Annotated in this window: 2 protein-coding genes; both read left to right on the forward strand. The window is 49.7% G+C overall.

Features of this window, described 5'->3' with window-relative positions:
- Positions 1–314 precede the first annotated feature (314 nt).
- Positions 315–21,395, forward strand: a complete 21,081-nt coding sequence (locus GTQ38_RS15065) for a BspA family leucine-rich repeat surface protein (RefSeq protein ID WP_161436375.1) — start codon at positions 315–317, stop codon at positions 21,393–21,395.
- 201 nt (positions 21,396–21,596) lie between these two features.
- On the forward strand, positions 21,597–22,258 hold a 662-nt coding region (locus tag GTQ38_RS15070), incomplete at its 3' end, for a BspA family leucine-rich repeat surface protein (RefSeq protein WP_161436376.1).

Genomic DNA, 22,258 nt, shown 5'->3' on the forward strand with positions numbered 1-22,258 from the left:
GCAATTCCCAATAAAACCTTTCCGCTCGGCGAGCCTGATAACACTTCCGGTTTCAAAACAGTGGGTCTGGTCAGTTGGATGATTTGGAAAGATTGGGTTTTAAGATACCGACCGTTTTGGGAAATTATAGTAAAGCAATGTACAGGACCTTGTCCTTAGTACGGTGTTTGCGATTTCCGGAACACCTAGCATGCTTTTTACGTCTATATCCCATCAATCTTCCTAAGGTCTTTAAAACGAATATTGGACGGAGACACCAAGGTGCGGCCTTCGCCTTCCAATTTGGGACCATCGCTTCGTACAATTGCATTGATTTGTCCTCCTTAAATAAGCGAAATGATTATACCTGCCTGAGAAGGTCTTTTCTTAGCTTTCTCGCCGGCTTGTTCATCTCTACCGGCCTGTTTGCTCAAAGCGAGTTTATTACTACCTGGAACACGACCAATGTTGGTACCTCTGATAACAACTCCCTCACCATCCCTGCCACAGGTACTTACGATATCGATGTGGGTAATGACGGGACCTATGATCTTTTTGATCAAAGCGGAAACACTACCATTGATGTGACTAACTATAATTATACCGCTGGGGAGATACAGTTGGCTCTGCGCAATGCCATATCCGGTGCCGGAAACCTGACCAGGATATATTTTAACAATAGGAATGACAGGCAAAAGCTGCTCTCCGTAGATCAATGGGGTAGTAGTATTTCATGGAGTACAATGTACAGGGCATTTCACGGATGTACCAATCTGGAGATCAAGGCAACAGACGCTCCCGACCTGGGCAGCGTTACCAATATGGCTCAGATGTTTTCTGGCTGCACGGCACTTACCGGGACAACGGGCTTCACCAACTGGAATACTGCGGGTGTAAGTACCATGATAGGAATGTTTGCCGGTGCGACCGCCTTTAGTGGGGATATCAGTTCCTGGAATGTGACAAATGTGAGCGATATGAGCTGGATGTTTTGGAATGCTGCGGCTTTTAATGCCGATATCAGTTCCTGGAATACAACCAAAGTGACCAATATGGGCAATATGTTCAATAGCGCAACCGCCTTTAACGCGAATATTGGATCCTGGAATACTTCCCATGTCACTGATATGTCCTATATGTTCTATAGTGCCAGCTCCTTTAACCAGAATATCGGATCCTGGAATACGGCTGCTGTAATGAATATGTCAGGGATGTTCCGGGAAGCATCCGTATTTAATAAGGATATTGGTTCCTGGAACACCAGTAGTGTGACCAATATGGAGCAGATGTTTTTTAATGCGACGGCCTTTGATGGTGCTGTCAGCTCTTGGAATGTTGCTGCCGTGACCAGTATGGGTGGAATGTTCAAAGGAGCGACCTCCTTTAACCAGAATATCGGATCCTGGAATACAGCTAGTGTGACCAATATGGGCGGAATGTTCGATAGTGCTACAGCCTTTAATGCGGACATTGGCAGCTGGGATACTAATCAGGTAAACAATATGAATGCTATGTTTTCCGGGGCAAGCAGCTTTAACCAGAATATTAGTTCCTGGAACACGGCCAAAGCAACCAATATGAGTGGCATGTTCGATGGCGCCACCGTTTTTAATGCGGATATCGGTCCCTGGAATGTGGGCAGCGTCACCAATATGAGTGGCATGTTCGATAGTGCAACCGCCTTTAACCAGAATATAAGTACCTGGAACACCGCCAAGGTGACCAACATGAGTGGTATGTTCGATAGTGCTACTGCTTTTGATGTAGATATCGGTTCCTGGAACGTGAGTAGCGTCACCAATATGAGTAGCATGTTTGATAGCGCATCCAACTTTAACCAGGACATTGGTTCCTGGGATACAGGCAGCGTGATCAATATGCAATCCATGTTTTCCGGGGCGAGCGCGTTTGATCAGGACCTGGGGGATTGGAATCTTGGACTGTTGTCCAACGGAACGGCAATGCTAAACGGTAGTGGGCTCTCCACTGACAACTGGGATGCCACACTGATCGGTTGGCATGGACAGGGCTTTAGCAACACTGTAACTGTAGGTGCTTCCGGACTCACCTATTGTGCAGCGGGAGCTGAACGTGCTGCCATGACCACTTTTACTTTCAGTGGAGATACACTGCCGGATACGCTTCCAACGGCAGATTGTAAGGCAACAACCTCGATAGCACTGGACAGCAATGGCACGGTAACCTTGCCAGCCACCCTTGTTAACGACGATTCCTTTGCATGTGGACTTAGCTCACTCACTGTTTCTCCGGACAGTTTCGATACTGACGACCTGGGCCCGAATACAGTGACGCTTACCATAACTGACGGTAACAACAAGACGTCGACCTGTCAATCCACGGTTACCGTGGTGAGCAGTGCGAGTTCCATAAATGCTTTCGTAACCACCTGGAATACAACTAATACCGGGACGTCCAACGGAAATTCGATCAGAATTCCTGCTACAGGGACCTACGATGTGGACCTCGGCAATGATGGCACTTATGAATTGTTGGATCAGTCCGGGACCACTACCATAGATGTCACCACCTATAGCTATACGGCCGGAGAGATACAAGTGGCCATTCGCAATGCTACTTCTGGTGTAGGGACGCTGGAAAAGATATATTTCAACAATACAGGGGATAAAAATAAAATACTATCCATAGACCAATGGGGTAGTGGTATATCCTGGAGCACAATGGACAGTGCATTTCGCGGTTGTTCCAATCTGGACGTTAAGGCCACAGACGCTCCCAACCTGGGCAACCTTACCAGTTTGAGACTGATGTTTGCCGGCGCCACCTCCTTTAATGCAGACATCGGGTCCTGGAATACATCCAAGGTGACCAATATGGCTGGCATTTTCTATGGCGCGAGCGCTTTTAACCAGGATATCGGTTCCTGGAATACGGCCAATGTGAGCAGTATGGAAGGCGTGTTTCTGGGCGCAACCGCTTTTGACCAGGACATCAGTTCCTGGAACACGGCTAAGGTGTCCACAATGCTTACAATGTTTAAGAATGCAACCTCTTTTAACCAGGACATTGGAGCCTGGAACACCGGTAGTGTGCTCATCATGGGCGACATGTTCTTTAATGCCACTGCTTTTGATCAGGACCTGGGGGATTGGGATCTGGGAAAGTTACTCAGTGGGGGTGGTATGCTGAACGGCAGTGGGCTCTCCACTGACAATTGGGATGCCACGCTTGTCGGTTGGTACGATCAGGGCTTTACCCATACTGCTACCATTGGCGCCTCCGGTCTGGTCTATTGCAAGGCAGGCACCGAGCGTGCCGCACTTACCCTGAATATTACCGGTGATAGGGCCGAGACAACCAAGCCGACGGTCGCTTGCAAAGAAACATTAGAGTTCCAACTGGGAAATAGTGGCACGGCCACCCTGACAGCAGACGATATAGACACCGGTTCCAGTGATGCTTGTGGAATTGCTTCGAGGAGCTTGTCCCAAACCAATTTCACCACCTCAGACCTGGGGTTTCATACTGTCATACTTACGGTGACCGACATCAACGGAAATACGAATACATGTGAAACCACGCTAAATGTGGTCGCCTATCCTACATCACTATTTGTCAGCACCTGGAACGCGAATGGCACCATAACCATTCCGGCCCGGGGCACTTACGATGTAGACCTGGGTAATGACGGCACCTATGAACTGCTGAACCAAAACGGTACGATTACAGTAAATGTCGCCGCTTATGGTTATTCTGCCGGGAATATACAGCTGGCACTCCGCAATGCCACATCTGGTGCAGGGACCCTGAACAGTATAAACCTTTATAAAAGTTCTGTGGCCAATCGGGCTAAGTTACTTTCAGTGGACCAATGGGGCAGCAGCATAGCCTGGAGTACCATGAAAGATGCATTTCGCCTTTGTACCAATCTGGATGTTCTGGCCACTGATATTCCCAACTTGGGCAAAGTGACCGATGCATCTTATATGTTTGGCGGCTGCTCCTCACTTAAGGGCAATGACAGCTTCTCTCGCTGGAACGTAAGCAATATAACTGATATGCAGGCCATGTTCAATCAGGCGGACGTCTTTGACCAGAGTCTTGCCGCCTGGGATATGGGGCAGGTGACCAATGCCAGCGGCATGCTCAGCAGTAGCGGGCTATCCGGTGCAAACTGGGACGACACCTTGATCGGTTGGCATGGCCAGTATTTCACCAACACACCGATTGTAGGCGCCACTGGGCTGGTTTATTGCTCGGCAGCCGATGAACGTCAGTTGTTGATACTTCATAGCCTCAAGATTACTGGCGACACTAAGAACAATTCAGCACCTACGATGAACTGTAAGGATCAGGTGATCCTCCAACTGGATGCCAACGGTACTGCCAGTCTTACCCCGGAACAGGTGGATAATGGTTCCAGCAGTACTTGTGGGATCAAAACACTTCGCATATCCAAGAGCAATTTCACCACTGCCGACATTGGTGTGACGACGGTCACATTAACTGCCAGAGACAATACCACCCCTATTAGTTGGCTAAATAGCTGTACTACCACGGTACAAGTAGTGGATCTTCCTTCAAAGAATTTTGTCACCACCTGGGGTACTAGAGAACCTGGCACTTCCGACGGCAGTTCCATCACCATCCCCGCTACAGGCACCTATGATGTGGACATTGGTAATGATGGCTCTTTTGAGCTGCTGGACCAAACCGGGACCACCACCATAAATGTTACAACCTATGGCTACTCCGCCGGGGATATACAAGTGGCCCTTCGGAATGCCGCCTCCGGATCCGGGAACCTGAACAGTGTAGTTTTCTACCTTGCAGATGACCGGCTAAAGCTACTTTCTGTAGACCAATGGGGCAGTGATATCTCCTGGAGCACTATGGAGGGTGCCTTTGCAGGCTGTAGCAATCTGGAAGTCAAAGCGACGGATGCTCCAGACTTGAGTAAGGCAACCATTTTGGATAGTATGTTTGCCGGCTGTATAATGCTGGAAGGTACCGCGGGGTTTTCCTCCTGGGACACCAGCAACGTTACCTCAATGTATAACATGTTTTATCTTGCGGCCCTTTTTAACGGGGACATAGGCTCCTGGAATACGAGTAGCGTAACTTCGATGACAACCATGTTCACCAGTGCAAAATCTTTTAATCAAGACCTTGGAGCATGGGATCTGAGATCGTTGGACAGGGCTTTATCCATGCTGGACAACACAGGGCTCTCTGTGGAAAACTGGGATGCTACAATTACAGGTTGGTACAATCAAGGTTTTACCAATACACCCTCTATAGGCGCCGATGGTCTCGTCTACTGTAAAACCGGTGCAATGCGAAAGGCGATGACTTTCAAGTTTTTGGACGATAGCCCGGAAAGCGACAAGCCAACTGTTGCATGCAAAGAGACGGAGCTCGTGCTAAGCCCGGCCGGTACAGCCACCCTTATGGGTGACCTGGTGGACAACGGTTCCAGTGATACTTGTGGGGACGTCTCATTCAGTTTATCTAAAAGCAGCTTTACAACCGCTGACATAGGTGTGAATGAACTTACCCTAACAGTAACTGATTCAAACGGTAACTCAGATACCTGCGAAACTACAGTGACCGTGATAGATCATACTACAAGAGTATTTGTCACGACCTGGGATACGACCAAACCCGGTACATCCAACAGTAACTCCATCACCATACCCGCCACAGGAACCTACGATGTGGACCTGGGTTATGATGGCACCTATGAACTGCTAAACCAGACCGGCACCATTACCATTGATCTAACCACTATCCAGGGCTATTCCGCCGGGGAGGTAAAGGTGGCGCTTTGGAGTGCCGACTCCGGGGCAGGGACCCTGGACAGGATTCATTTCAACAATTCAGGGGACAAGGAGAAGCTGCTCTCTATAGACCAATGGGGTGGCGGTATCTCATGGAGCAGCATGGAAGGGGCATTCCATGGCTGTACCAATTTGGACGTCAAGGCGACCGACACTCCCAATCTGGACAATCTGACCAATCTTGCCAATATGTTTAATGGCTGTACCTCGCTTGAGGGAACGACGGCCTTCGCTACCTGGAACACAGCTAAGGTAACCAACATGAGCTTTATGTTTGCTGGCGCGAGCACCTTTAATCAGGACATCGGTTCCTGGAATACCGATAGTGTAATTAGTACGCAATCGATGTTTTTCGTGGCAACTACCTTTGACCAGAACATTGGCTCCTGGAATACCAGCAGCTTAGCTAATATGCAATCTATGTTCCTTGGCGCGACTGCCTTTAACCAGGACATCAGTTCCTGGGATACCGGAAGTGTGACCAATATGAGCTTTACCTTCGCCGGGGCATCTGCTTTTAACCAGGACATCAGCACCTGGAACACCAGTAGTGCAACCAACATGCAAAGTATACTGTCCAGCGCTACGGCCTTCGATCAGGACCTGGGAGATTGGGATTTGGGGCAGTTGACTAATGGAACAGATATGCTCGATGGCAGCGGGCTCTCCATTGAAAATTGGGATAACACGCTTGTCGGTTGGCACAGCCAGGGCTTTACCAACACTACTACTATTGGGGCTTCCGGACTGGTCTATTGCAAGTCAGGTACGGAAAGGGCCGCACTTACGCTCAATATAACTGATGACATTATGGAGAATACCGCTCCAACAGCAGAGTGTCTTCAGACATTGACCATGCGCCTGGACCCCTATGGTTCAGCTAGTCTTTCAAGCGATATGGTGGACGATGGTTCCAGCGATGTCTGTGGGGACGTCTCTTTAAGTTTGTCCAGGAGCAGCTTTACTACCGCAGGAACATATACCGTTACCCTGACAGTGACCGACAACACTAACAAGACGAGTAGTTGCGAGACTGCCGTTACCATACTGGACCTTCCTCCAAACCTTTTTGTCACTACCTGGGACACGACTAAACCCGGCTCCTCCGGTGCTAGTTCAATTACTATGCCCCTGACAGGGACTTATGATGTGGACCTGGGTAATGACGGTAGTTACGAATTATTGGATCAGACCGGTTCCCTTACTGTGGATGTTACCACCTATGACTATTCCGCCGGGGAAATACAAGTGGCCCTCCGGAATGCCACCTCAGATTCTGGAGACCTTAGCAGTATATATTTCAACAATACTGGAGACAAACAAAAAATACTCTCTGTGGACCAATGGGGTAGCGACATCGCCTGGAGCAGCATGACGGCGGCATTTCAAGGCTGTTCAAATCTGGATGTTAAGGCGATAGATATTCCGGACCTGGGTAACGTGACCACTATGGATCGGATGTTTAACAATTGTATTTCCCTTCAAGGGAATTCGAGCTTTTCCAACTGGAACACGGCAAACGTGACGAATATGAGTGGTATGTTCGTTTATGCATCGTCCTTTAACCAGGACATTGGTTCCTGGAATGTAGCCGGTGTAACGGATATGAGCTGGATGTTTTGGAGTGCCACCGCCTTTGACCAGGACATTGGTTCCTGGAACACGGCAAAGGCATCCTCAATGCAATCCATGTTTCTTGCCGCAAATGCCTTTAACCAGGATATTGGCTCCTGGAACACGAACAGTGTGACTAACATGAGCTTTATGTTTTCCGGGGCAAGCGCCTTTGACCAGGATATTGGTTCCTGGAACACCAGTAGTGTTACGCATATGTGGTCTATGTTTCAATACGCAAGCGCCTTTGACCAGGATCTCGGGGATTGGGATCTGGGGCAATTGACCTATGGCGTCGCCATGCTCGATAATAGTGGGCTCTCAGGAGAAAATTGGGATGCAACGCTGATCGGTTGGTATAACCAGGGTTTTACCAACACCCCTACCATTGGAGCTTCCGGACTGGTTTACTGCAAGGCGGTTACCGAGCGTGCCGCCTTATCGTTTAACACTACCGGGGACAGCGCGGATGCTACCCTCCCTGAAGCCCTCTGTCAGCAAGCACTAACACTCCAACTGGGTATAGATGGCACGGCCACCCTGACGACAGATCTGGTGGACGATGGATCCAACGATACCTGCGGGATTACCTCTCTGAGTTTATCCAAGAGCAACTTCACCACCGCTGACCTGGGTGCTAATACAGTTACGCTTACTGTGACTGACAACCTTGGCCAGGTATCTACCTGCCAGAGCACCGTAACCGTGATGGACCATCCTACAAGGTTATTTATCACTACCTGGGACACTACCAAATCGGGTACTTCAAACACTAATTCCATTACCATCCCCGCCACAGGGACCTACGACGTGGACCTGGGAAATGACGGCACCTATGATCTTCTGGATCAGACAGGTACCATTACTATAGACGTGACCGCCTATGGCCACACTGCAGGCGAGATACAGTTGGTCCTTCGGGATGCCGTCTCCGGGAAAGGAGACCTGACCAGGATAAACTTCAATAATACCGGCGACAGTCAGAAGCTGCTCTCGGTAGACCAGTGGGGTGACAGCATATCGTGGAGCAGCATGCAAACTGCCTTCCAGGGATGCAGCAATCTGGATGTAAAAGCGACCGATGTTCCCGACCTGGGTAGTGTTACAAATATGTCCGGTATGTTTAGCGGATGTACATCGCTAAAAGGGACAGCGAACTTCGGTACCTGGAACACAAACAAGGTGACGGATATGAGCTTTATGTTCGGTGATGCAAGTACTTTTAACCAGGACATCGGTTCCTGGAATACAAGCAACGTGACCAGTATGAGCTTTATGTTTGCCAGCGCAAGCATCTTTAACCAGGACGTCGGTTCCTGGAACACCAGCAGTGTGACCAATATGAGCTATATGTTTTATCAAGCTACTGCCCTTGACCAGGATCTGGGTGATTGGGACCTTGGGCTGCTGACCAATGGAACTGGAATGCTCAACAGTAGTGGGCTCTCCGTTGCCAATTGGGATGCCACGCTTATAGGTTGGCACGCCCAGACCTTTACAAATACACCAACCATTGGTGCCTCCGGACTGGTCTACTGTACCGCGGGCACAGAGCGCGCTGCCCTTTCCCTGAATATGACAGGAGACAGCCCGGAAAATGATCAGCCAAGTGCCCTTTGCAGGCCGGTGACCCTCCATTTAGGCACCAACGGTGTTCCCAACCTGACGACTGACCTTGTGGACAACGGTTCAAGCGATACCTGCGGAAGTGTCTCCTTAAGCCTGTCGAAGAGCAGTTTTACAGCCTCCGATCTAGGTGCCAATACAGTAACCCTTACAGTGACTGACCCCAATGGGAATACAAATACTTGCTCCACCACAGTGACCGTAGAAGATCCTGCAAGCGTATTCGTCACTACCTGGAATACCACCTATACAGGTACCTCCGATGGGAACTCCTTTACTATTCCCGCTACAGGAACCTATGATGTGGATCTTGGTAATGATGGCACCTATGAACTTTTGGACCAAACCGGGACCACCACCATAGATGTTACAACCTACAACTATACTGCAGGTGAAATACAAGTGGCCCTTAGGAATGCAACCTCCGAAACAGGGACCCTGAGCAGGATCCATTTCAATAATTCGGGTGACCGACAGAAGCTACTTTCCGTGGACCAATGGGGTAGTGGTATCGACTGGAGCACCATGTCGGAGGCATTTTACGGCTGTACTAACTTGGAGGTAGAAGCCACCGATGCTCCTGTCCTGAGTAACCTGACCAATATGTACGCTATGTTTTCCGGATGTACGTCACTCAAGGGAGATACAGGATTCTCTACCTGGAATACTGCCAGTGTGACCGATATGTCCAGCATGTTTTATCAGGCGAGCGCCTTTAATGGGAGCATCGGTTCCTGGGAAACAGGCAGCGTAACCGATATGAGTAGTATGTTCGGTGAAGCGACTACATTTAATCAGGATGTTGGTTCCTGGAACACAAGCGAAGTGACGGATATGATTGGCCTGTTTTTAGGTGCAACTGCCTTTGACCAGGATTTGGGAGCATGGGATCTGACTAAATTGAGCAATGGCGCCGATATGCTTAAGAACAGCGGGCTCTCTATGAGCAACTGGGACGATACACTCATTGGTTGGTACAATCAGAGCTTTACAAACACGGCCACTATTGGTGCCTCTGGATTGGTCTACTGCACAGCAGGTACAGAGCGTTCCGCCCTTTCCCTGAATATAACAGGAGACAGTGCGGAGGATATCAAGCCGTCTGCCCTTTGCCGGCCAGCAACAATCAGATTGGGCACTGACGGTAAGGCAACCCTGACAACGGAGCTTGTGGACAAAGGTTCCAATGATGCCTGTGGGGACGTTACCTTGAGTCTGTCGCGCAGCAATTTCACGGCCGCCTATCTCGGTTCAAATTCAGTGACCCTAACGGTAACAGATCCCAACAGTAATACGGAAACTTGTACTGCCACAGTAACCGTTGAGAATCCTACAAGTATGTTTGTAACCACCTGGGACACGACCAAATCCGGTTCATCCAACACTAATTCCATCACCATACCGGCTATAGGGACCTATGACGTAGACCTGGGCAATGACGGTACCTACGAATTGCTGGACCAGACAGGGACTATCACGATAGATGTGACTACCCACAACTATACAGCCGGGGAGATACAAGTAGCCCTTCGCAATGCCGTATCCACATCGGGTACTCTGAACCGGATAAACTTCAGCATTACCCGTGACAGGCAGAAAATACTATCCGTGGACCAATGGGGCAGCAACATATACTGGAGCTCAATGGCGCTGGCTTTTTTCGCCTGTACCAATTTGGAGATTAAGGCGAGCGACGCTCCCAACCTGGGTAATGTAACCGACATGAGCAGTATGTTTCGCGGTGTAGCAAACTTTAATGCAGATATCAGTTCCTGGAACACCTCCAAAGTGACTAAAATGTCCAACATGTTCTACGGCGTCACTGCCTTTAACAAGGATCTCAGTTCCTGGAATACCAGTAGCGTTACGGACATGAGTTATATGTTTCGGGGAGCAACAAGCTTTAATGGGGATATCAGTTCCTGGAATACTGGCAGTGTGACCAATATGCAATCCATGTTTCAAGGTGCGACCGCTTTTAGTGGGAACATCAATTCCTGGAATACTGGCAGTGTGACCAATATGTCATACATGTTTATGGAAGCAACCGCATTTAATACAGACATTGGTTCCTGGAACATAAGCAAGGTGAACAATTTAGCAGCGATGTTTAATTATGCAAGCGCATTTAACCAGGACATTGGTTCGTGGAATACAAGTAGTGTGACCAATATGAGCAGCATGTTCGGTAATGCAACCGCATTTAACGTTAACATCAGTTCCTGGAACACCGACAGCGTGACCGATATGCAATTCACGCTCGCCGGAGCAAGTACCTTTAACCAGGATATTAGTTCCTGGAACACCAGCAGCGTGACCAATATGGGTTGGATGTTTCAGAACGCAGGTGCCTTTGATCAGGAACTTGGCGATTGGGATTTGAGTCAGTTGGCGAATGGTGTGGATATGTTCAACGGCAGCGGGCTCTCTGTAGATAACTGGGATGAGACGCTTATCGGTTGGCATGCGCAGGGATTTACGAATACCCCGGTTATTGGTGCCTCAGGGTTGGTTTACTGCAAAGCCACTGCAGAAAGGGCTGCACTGACCCTCAATATTAGTGGTGACCGCGCTGAAACGATCCCACCTACGGCTAGATGCAAACAAATGGTAAGCCTCCAACTAGATGCTTCCGGTACCACTACCCTGACACCTGACCTTGTTGATGACGGCTCAAGTGACGACTGCGGGAGTGTTTCATTTAGATTATCCAAGACCAGCTTCACAGCCTCAGACCTCGGTGAGACTGCAGTGACCATGACTGTGACCGACCCCAACAGTAACACAAACACTTGCCAGACCTTGGTAGTCCAGGACGATAGAAGATCCCCAATCGCAGGCTGTAAGGACCTTAGTGTACAATTGAATGCTACGGGTAGTGCTACCATTGTCGCCTCGGATATAGATAACAACTCGTCCGATAACAGTGGTAGCGTGACCCTTTCCCTGAACAAGGATACCTTCGGATGTCTGGATGTAGGAACCAATATTGTGACCCTTACTGCGACTGACGATAGCGGAAATACGGCCACCTGTCCATCCATTGTTACCGTTGTAGATAAAACAGTGCCAGTAGCTTCGTGTAAGTCGGCCGTGATACAATTGGATGCCAACGGAAACGCCGAACTGACCACAGATCTGGTGGATGCCGGTTCCGCCTCCATATGTGGTGGAAGCATAGTTTTGCTAGTATCGCCATCTAGCTTTACTGATGCTGATCTGGGTGCGAACAAGGTGACCCTGACGGTGTCTGACGCCAATGGGAACACAAATAACTGTGAGACCACAGTGACCGTCATGGATCCGGACGTTTTCGTTACTAGCTGGGACACCAGCAAATCCGGAACGTCCAATAGCAATTCCATCACCATACCGGCCACGGGAACCTATGATGTGGACCTGGGCAATGACGGCAGTTACGAACTTTTGGATCAAACCGGCACCATTACTGTGAATGTGACCACCTACGGATTTACTGCCGGGAAAATACAGCTTGCCCTTAGGAATGCGATCTCCGGAAGTGGTTACCTTAACCGGATACACTTCAATTATATGGGTGACAGGCAGAAGCTGCTCTCCGTGGACCAGTGGGGTAGTGGTATATCCTGGACAACTATGGAAGCTGCATTTTTCGGCTGTACAAATCTTGATATTCTCGCAAATGATGCTCCTGATTTAAGCAGTGTGGCCAATATGAAACAAATGTTTACCAGTTGTACTTCTCTTATAGGGACTACGGGCTTCTCCAACTGGAACACAAGTAGTGTGACTGATATGAGCTTCATATTTTCTGGTGCAACTGTCTTTAATGGAAATATTGGCTCCTGGAACACAAACAGTGTTACGGATATGCGTTACATGTTTTCAGCCGCTAGAGCCTTTAACCAGGAAATCGGTTCCTGGAACACAGGTAGTGTGACGGAAATGCGCTACATGTTTAGTAATGCAAGTGCTTTTAACAGCAACATAGGTTTATGGAACACGGCAAAGGTATCCAATATGTCTGGCATGTTTTCCGATGCAACCGTCTTTAATAAAAATATTGGTTCGTGGAATACAAGCAGCGTTACAGATATGCGCTACATGTTTTATGAGGCAAGCGCCTTTAATCAGGATCTGGGTTCCTGGGACACCAGTGATGTGACCAGTATGAGCAACATGTTTCAAAACGCGAGCGCTTTTGACCAGAGCCTGGAAAGCTGGGATCTGGGAAAGGTGACCGATGGTACCAATATGCTCAATGGCAGTGGGCTCTCCACGGATAACTGGGACGCAACGCTGATTGGCTGGCACAGCCAGAGCTTTACCAACACGGTGACTGTTGGCGCCCTGGGCCTTGTCTACTGCAGGGCCCGTACCCAGCGTGCCGCGATGACAACCTTTACCTTTACAGGGGATAGCAAGGCAACTACCCAGCCTACTGCCAAGTGTCATCAGACGGTAACCCTCCAACTTGGAGCCAGCGGTACGGCCAGCCTGACATCCAATCTTGTTGATGACGGAAGCGATGGCTGCGGGATATCACTGAGTCTGTCCCAAACAGACTTTACGACCAACCATCTTGGTGATAATACCGTGACCCTAACGGTGAGCGATGGCAGCAGCACAGAAACCTGTACGACCACAGTGACGGTAGCGGACAATACGGCCCCCACTGCTGGCTGCAAGGACATCACCGTACAGCTGAATTCTTCGGGCAGCGCAACGATCACCACATCGGACATCGATGATGGCTCGTCCGACAACAGTGGAAGTACTGTTTCGCTGTCTCTGGATCAAATGAGTTTTGACTGTTTGGATGCAGGGGCGAATACGGTAACCCTTACTGTAAGCGATGGCAGTAATAACACTGACACCTGCACAGCCACGGTAACGGTTGATGATAAGATAGCTCCCACGGCCAGCAGCCCCACAGCGGTGAGTGTACAATGCTCATCCAATGTCCCTGCAGCTGATATTACTGTAGTGACTGATGAAGCTGATAACTGTGGCATACCCACAGTTACTTTTGTCAGTGATGTGAGTGATGGGAAAAGCAATCCTGAAACCATTACCCGAACCTATAGGGTAACGGACACTGCGGGGAACATCAAAGATGTCACTCAGACCATCACGGTGGACGATACCACCGCTCCTACGGCCAGCAGCCCCACAGCAGTCAGTGTACAATGCTTACCTCCTGCGGATATCACTGTGGTGACAGACGAAGCTGATAACTGTGGTACACCGACGGTCACCTTTGTAAGCGATGTCAGTGATGGCAACAGCAATCCCGAGGTAATCACAAGAACTTACAGGGTGACCGATGGGGCAGGGAACAGTAAGAATGTTACCCAAACCATCACCATAAACGATACCACCGCTCCTACAGCCAGTAATCCTGCAGATATCAGTGCCCAATGCAGCGCTCCGGCATCAGACATCACCGTTGTGACCGATGAGGCGGATAACTGTGGCACACCAACAGTCACCTTTATCAGTGATGCGAGTGATGGCAAAAGCAATCCTGAAACCATTACCCGGACCTATAGGGTAACTGATGGGGCGGGGAACAGCAAGGATGTTACCCAAACTATCACGGTAGACGACACAACCGCTCCTACGGCCAGTAATCCCACCTCGGTAAGCGTACAATGTTCATCCAATGTCCCCGCCGTGGATATCACCGTAGTGGCCGATGAGGCGGATAACTGTACCGCAAACCCCACAGTAACTTTTGTCAGTGATGTGAGTGATGGCAAAAGCAATCCCGAAACCATCACCCGAACCTATAGGATAACTGATGAGGCGGGGAACAGCACCGATGTCACCCAGATCATTACGGTAGACGATACCATCGTTCCTACGGCCAGTAATCCTGCAGCGGTCAGCGTACAATGTAGCGCCCCGGCAGCTGACATCACCGTAGTGACCGATGAGGCCGATAATTGTGGCACACCAACGGTCACCTTTGTAAGTGATGTCAGTGATGGCAATAGCAATCCCGAAGTAATCACAAGAACCTATAGGATAACCGATGGGGCGGGGAACAGCAAGGACGTCACCCAGACCATCACCATAAACGATACCACAGCTCCTACGGCCAGTAATCCGGCAGCCATCAGCGTACAATGTATCGCCCCGGCATCGGATATCACCGTAGTGACCGATGAGGCCGACAACTGTACCACAAACCCAACGGTCACCTTTGTCAGTGATGTGAGTGATGGCAAAAGCAATCCTGAAACTATTACCCGGACCTATAGGGTAACTGACGAAGCCGGGAACAGTACAGATGTCACCCAGACCATCACGGTAGACGATACAACAGCACCGACAGCTAGTAATCCCACAGCAGTCAGTGTACAATGTTCCTCCAATGTCCCCACGGCGGACATTGCGCTGGTGACCGATGAGGCGGATAATTGTACAGCAAATCCAACAGTCACCTTTGTCAGTGATGTGAGCGATGGCAACAGTAACCCCGAAGTAATCACGAGAACTTATAGGATCACTGACGAAGCCGGGAACAGCACCGATGTCACCCAGACCATTACGGTAGACGATACAACCGCTCCTACTGCAAGTAACCCTGCAGCCTTGAGTGTGCAATGTTTACCCTCTGCAGATATTAGCGTGGTGACAGACGAAGCGGATAACTGCACCGCAATCCCCACAGTCACTTTCGTAAGTGATGTCAGTGATGGGAACAGCAACCCGGAGGTAATTACCCGAACCTACAGGGTAACCGACGCTGCCGGGAACGGCATCAATGTAACTCAGACCATCACGATAAACGATACAACGGCCCCTACAGCCAGTAATCCATTGGCTATCAGTGCCCAGTGTACTGCCCCGGCATCAGACATCACTGTAGTGACAGACGAAGCCGATAATTGTACCGCGAACCCAACAGTCACCTTTATAAGTGATGTCAGCGATGGGAACAGCAATCCGGAAACCATTACCCGGACCTATAGGATTACTGACGAAGCCGGGAACAGCACCGATGTTACCCAGACCATTACGGTAGACGATACAACCGCTCCTACTGCAAGCAATCCGGCAACAGTAAGTGTACAGTGTGCGTCTAATCCACCGGTTCCGGATATCAGCGTAGTGACTGATGCGGCGGACAACTGTGGCACACCCACGGTGGCCTATGTAGGTGACAATACAAGCAACCCGGAATCCATCATCCGTACTTATAGTGTTACTGATGGGGCGGGTAACAATATCAATGTAACTCAGCTAATTACCGTAAGTGATACTACCTCCCCGACAGCTAGCGACCCGGCTGCGGTGAGCGTACAATGTGCATCTGATGTGCCTGCTGCGGACATTGCGGTAGTGACCGACGAGGCGGACAATTGTGGCACACCAACAGTGACCTTTGTAAGTGATGTCAGTGATGGCAATAGCAATCCCGAAATCATTACCCGGACGTATAGGGTGACCGATGCCGCTGGGAACAGTACCGATGTCACCCAAACCATCACGGTAGAGGATACTACCGTACCTACGGCCAGCAACCCGGCAACGGTAAGCGTACAGTGTTCATCCAATGTCCCGGCCGTGGACATCACCGTAGTGACTGATGAGGCCGATAATTGCACCGCAAATCCAACGGTCACCTTTGTGAGTGATGTGAGCGATGGCAATAGCAATCCGGAAACCATTACCCGGACCTATAGGGTAACCGATGGGGCAGGGAACAGTGCCGATGTCACCCAAACCATCACGGTAGAGGATACTACCGTACCTACGGCCAGCAACCCGGCAGCGGTAAGTATACAATGTTCATCCAATGTCCCGGCCGTGGACATCACCGTAGTAACTGATGAGGCCGATAATTGCACCGCAAATCCAACAGTCACCTTTGTGAGTGATGTGAGCGATGGCAACAGCAATCCGGAAACGATCACCCGTACTTATAGGATTACAGACGAAGCCGGGAACAGCACCGATGTTACCCAGACCATAACGGTAGACGATACTACGGCCCCAACCGCCAGCAATCCGGCAGCAGTAAGTGTGCAATGTTCATCCGATGTGCCAGCTTCTGATATCAGTGTCGTGATCAACGAAGCGGATAATTGCACCGCAAACCCAACGGTGACCTTTGTAAATGATGTAAGTGATGGCAAAAGCAATCCCGAAACCATCACCCGAACCTATAGGGTAACCGATGGGGCAGGGAACAGCACCGATGTCACCCAGACCATCACCATAGATGATACTACTGCTCCTACGGCGAGCAACCCGGTAGCAGTGAGTGTACAATGTTTATCCGAAGTCCCTGCTCCGGATATTACAGTGGTAACCGACGAAGCAGACAATTGTACTGCAAATCCAACAGTAGCCTACGTAGGTGATAACAGCAGCAATGCGGGAACGATCATCCGAACTTATAGTATTACGGACGCCGGGGGTAACAATATAAATGTGACCCAAACGATCACGGTAAACGATACGACAGCTCCAACAGCAAGCAATCCGGAGCCAATCAATGCTCAATGTAGCGCTCCTACATCTGATATTAGCGTAGTCACCGATGAGGCGGATAACTGTGGCACACCAACTGTGAGCTTTGTAAGCGATGTGAGTGATGGCAAAAGTAATCCGGAAACCATTACCCGGACCTATAGGATTACCGATGCAGCGGGGAACACCACCGATGTTACACAGACCATCACCTTGAATGATACCACCGCCCCCACAGCCAGCAACCCGGCAGCAGTAAGTGTACAATGTTCCTCCAATATCCCGGCTGTGGACGTCACTGTAGTGACCGATGAGGCGGACAACTGTACGGTAACTCCGACTGTAACCTTCGTAAGTGATGTCAGTGATGGCAACAGCAACCCCGAAGTGATTACCCGGACCTATAAGGTGACCGATGAGGCAGGGAACAGTACGGATGTCACCCAGACCATCACAGTAGAGGATACCACCGCTCCAACAGCCAACAACCCGTTGGCGATGAGGGTACAGTGTTCCTCCGATGTACCAGCCCCGGATATCGCGTTAGTGACTGATGAGGCCGATAATTGTACCACAAATCCAACAGTCACTTTTGTGAGCGATGTGAGTGATGGCAATAGCAATCCCGAAATAATCACAAGGACCTACAGGATTACTGACGAAGCCGGGAACAGCACCGATGTAACCCAGACTATTACAGTAGATGATACTACCGCTCCAACGGCAAGTGACCTGGCAACGGTAAGTGTGCAATGCGCGTCAAATATTCCAGCCCCTGACATTACAGTGGTTATTGACGAAGCCGACAACTGTACTACAAACCCAACAGTTACTTATTTGGGGGATAACACCATCAGTCCGGAAACGATTATCAGGACCTATGGCGTTACCGATGGCGCAGGCAACAGTATCAATGTAACTCAGACCATCAAGATTGGTGATACGACTGCTCCCACGGCCAGTAACCCCACATCGCTGAGCATACAATGTTTATCTGAGGTCCCCACACCGGACGTCGCAGTGGTCACCGATGAATCGGACAACTGTACGACTAGTCCAACAGTGACCTATATCGGGGACGACACCAGTAACCCGGGAACGATTACCCGGACCTATAGGGTAACTGATGGGGCCGGGAATAGCAAAGATGTGACCCATCTGATCACAATAAATGACACCACCGCACCTACGGCCAGCAACCCCGCAGTAATGAATGTACAATGCTCATCTGATGTACCTGTTCCGGATATAAGCGTAGTAATTGATGAAGCCGATAACTGTACCGCGAACCCGATAGTAACCTTTGTGAGTGATGTAAGTGATGGCAACAGCAACCCTGAGGTAATTACCCGGACCTACCGGGTTACCGACATCGCCGGGAACAGTACCAATGTAGTCCAGACCATCATCATAAGGGATACTACAAGCCCTACGGCTAGCAACCCAACGGCAGTGAGTGTGCAATGTTCATCCGACGTCCCTGCAGCGGACATAACCGTAATAACAGACGAAGCGGACAATTGTACAGCAAACCCAACAGTCATCTTTGTAAGTGATGTAAGTAACGGGAACAGCAATCCTGAAACCATTACCAGGACCTACAGGGTGATTGACGGAGCCGGAAACAGCAAGGATGTTACTCAGACCATCACAGTAAACGATACAACGAGCCCTACGGCAAGCAACCCGGAATCGGTGAACGTACAATGTATATCTGATGTTCCAGGCCCGGACATCACCGTAGTAACAGATGAAGCGGACAATTGCACAAGCAGTCCGATGGTTTCCTATGTGGGCGATAATACCAGCGACACTGAAACGATCATCCGGACCTATAGGATTACAGATGTAGCAGGAAACAGTACAAACGTCACTCAAACCATTAATTTAAAGGATACGACCTCCCCCACGGCCAGTAACCCTTCACCGGTTAGTGTACAATGCGCATCGGAAGTACCCTCACCGGATATTGAGGTAGTGATCGACGAAGCTGACAACTGTGGTACTCCAACAGTTACTTTTGTGAATGATGTCAGTGATGGGAACAGCAATCCGGAGATCATCACCCGGACTTATAGAGTAAGCGATACCGAAGGTAACAGTACTGATGTAATCCAGGTCATCATAGTAAACGATACTACGGCCCCTGCGGCCAGTGACCCGACCGCAGTGAGTGTACAATGTGCATCTGATGTTCCGTCTCCCGACATACTAGTGGTGACTGACGAAGCGGACAACTGTACGGCAAATCCAACGGTCACCTTTGTAAGTGATGTCAGTGATGGGAACAGCAATCCGGAGATAATCACCCGGACCTATAGGATTGCTGACCAGGCCGGAAACAGTACTGTTGTAAGTCAGACCATCACAATAGACGATACTACCGCGCCGACAGCCAGTGACCCGGTTGCGGTGAATGTACAATGCGTATCTGATGTCCCGACCCCGGATATAAGCACAGTGACCGATGAAGCGGACAACTGCACAGCAAACCTGACCGTAAGCTTTGTGAGTGATCTAAGTGATGGCAACAGCAACCCTGAAGTAATTACCAGGACTTATAGGATTACGGATGAAGCGGGCAACAGCACCAATGTAACGCAGACCATCACAGTAAACGATACAACGGCCCCAACAGCACTATGCCAGGAGGCAACCATCCAATTAGGTACAGGTGGTACAGCCATCCTAAGCGCGGATCTTGTGGACCAAGGTTCTGTCGATGCCTGTGGTAGTGTTACTCTGGATGTGTCCCCAAGTATGTTTGAGGCATCCGACCTGGGCGCAAACGCCGTGACCCTGACAGTAACGGACAACAATGGCTACATTGCAACCTGCCAGACCACGGTAAATGTGGTAGACGACATGGCCCCCATAGCTATTTGCCAGGATGTTACCGTGGAACTCGATACCACTGGCAGCGTGACAATCAGTACATCGGATGTAGACAACGGCTCACTTGACAGCAATGGGGGTAGCCTGTCCCTTTTCCTCAACGAGAATACTTTCAGTTGCTCTGAAATTGGAGAGAATACGGTAACTCTTGAGGTAACGGACAATAGCGGGAACTCAGCCAGTTGTACGGCTACGGTTACGGTACAGAACATAAGTACGCCACTGGCCGTTGTTATTAATAGCGGCCCCATTTGCCCGGGATCTACTCTTCAACTGAATGAGATAAGCGGACTAGCCACATCCTGGTCATGGTCCAGTACCGGGGATGCGGTTTTTAGCGACACCGGAATACAAAATCCGGAGGTTACCAACGTTTCGGACGGAGAGGATTTCACTGTTACCATTGTTATGGCAAATGGCTGTACCAGCGTGGGCAGCACCACAGCTTTTCTTTTGGATGCTCCGGTCCTCGAAGCGGAGTTGGAACAGCAATTCTGCATTTTACAATCCCCTACAGTAGCGGATTTGGCAGCCTCAGGTAACGGCACTATTCACTGGTATGCGAAGGAGAACATCTCAACAGAACTGGAAATTGATGTTACGCTTGTAGATGGAACATCGTATTACGGTGCATTGGAGGACGAGAACGGATGTATCTCCGAAATCATTGAAGTGGCCGTAAGAATCAGTATGCTCGGCTGTGATGCTCTGCCGGAGGCAGACAAACTTGGTTTTTCACCCAACGGGGACGGGATCAACGATACCTTTTCCATTTCCTGGTTGAGGAACGATTATCCCAACTATACCATGACAATCTATGACCGTAACGGTTCCTTGGTATATAAAGGGAAGATCGGTAAGGCCGACTGGGATGGCAGTGCAGATCGCGGGATTATCCTGGCAGACGGAAAATTACCCAACGGGGTGTACTACTACACTATAGATTTCGGAGACGACGCCACTCCACCGGTCCAGGGTGTTGTCTATTTGAACCGATGAGCAAAGAGGGAAAGGATGCAATATGCTCTCCGGTTTACTCAATTCGTAGCCAGCCTCGAAACCCGGACAAACGGGAAGTTGTCATTTACTCCCGACGCTGCACACATTTATTTTCAAATAGAGACAGTTGTTACTTTCCTTTTAAAGTGTTGAGCATAAGGCATTAGCTTAATAGGAGAATTCATACAACTGATTTAGATTATGGGGACAAATTACGCAACGGGCCAGAAACGGCCCTTACTTACCTTTTTTACATCCTTCCTGATTACCACCGGCCTGTATGCCCAGACCGAGTTCATCACCACCTGGGACACCAACAAGCCTGGAACCTCCAACAGCAGTTCCATTACCATTCCCGCAGTGGGCACTTATGATGTGGACCTGGGCAATGACGGCACCTATGAACTGTTGGACCAGAGCGGGACCATCACTTTGAATGTCCCTCTGCTTAACTATACCTCCGGGAAGATACAAGTGGCCCTTCGGGATGCTGCTTCCGGGAACGGGACCCTTACTGCGATACAATTCAACAACACAGGGGATAAGGAGAAGCTGCTTTCCGTAGACCAATGGGGCAGTATTTCCTGGAGCAGCATGCAAAACGCGTTTTACGGCTGTAGCAATATGGAGGTTAAGGCCACCGATGCTCCCGACCTGAGTGGTGTTAGCAGTACGGACAAAATGTTTGGCTATGCAAGCAGCTTTAACGCGGATATCAGTTCCTGGAATACGGCCAATATAACGGATATGAACATGATGTTTTGGAATGCCACTGCCTTTGACCAGGACATCAGCTCCTGGAACACCAGCAGTGTGACCAATATGTACGGCATGTTTGCTTATGCCACTTCCTTTGACCAGAA

This window comes from Poritiphilus flavus, assembly GCF_009901585.1.
GTDB classification, from domain to species: domain Bacteria; phylum Bacteroidota; class Bacteroidia; order Flavobacteriales; family Flavobacteriaceae; genus Poritiphilus; species Poritiphilus flavus.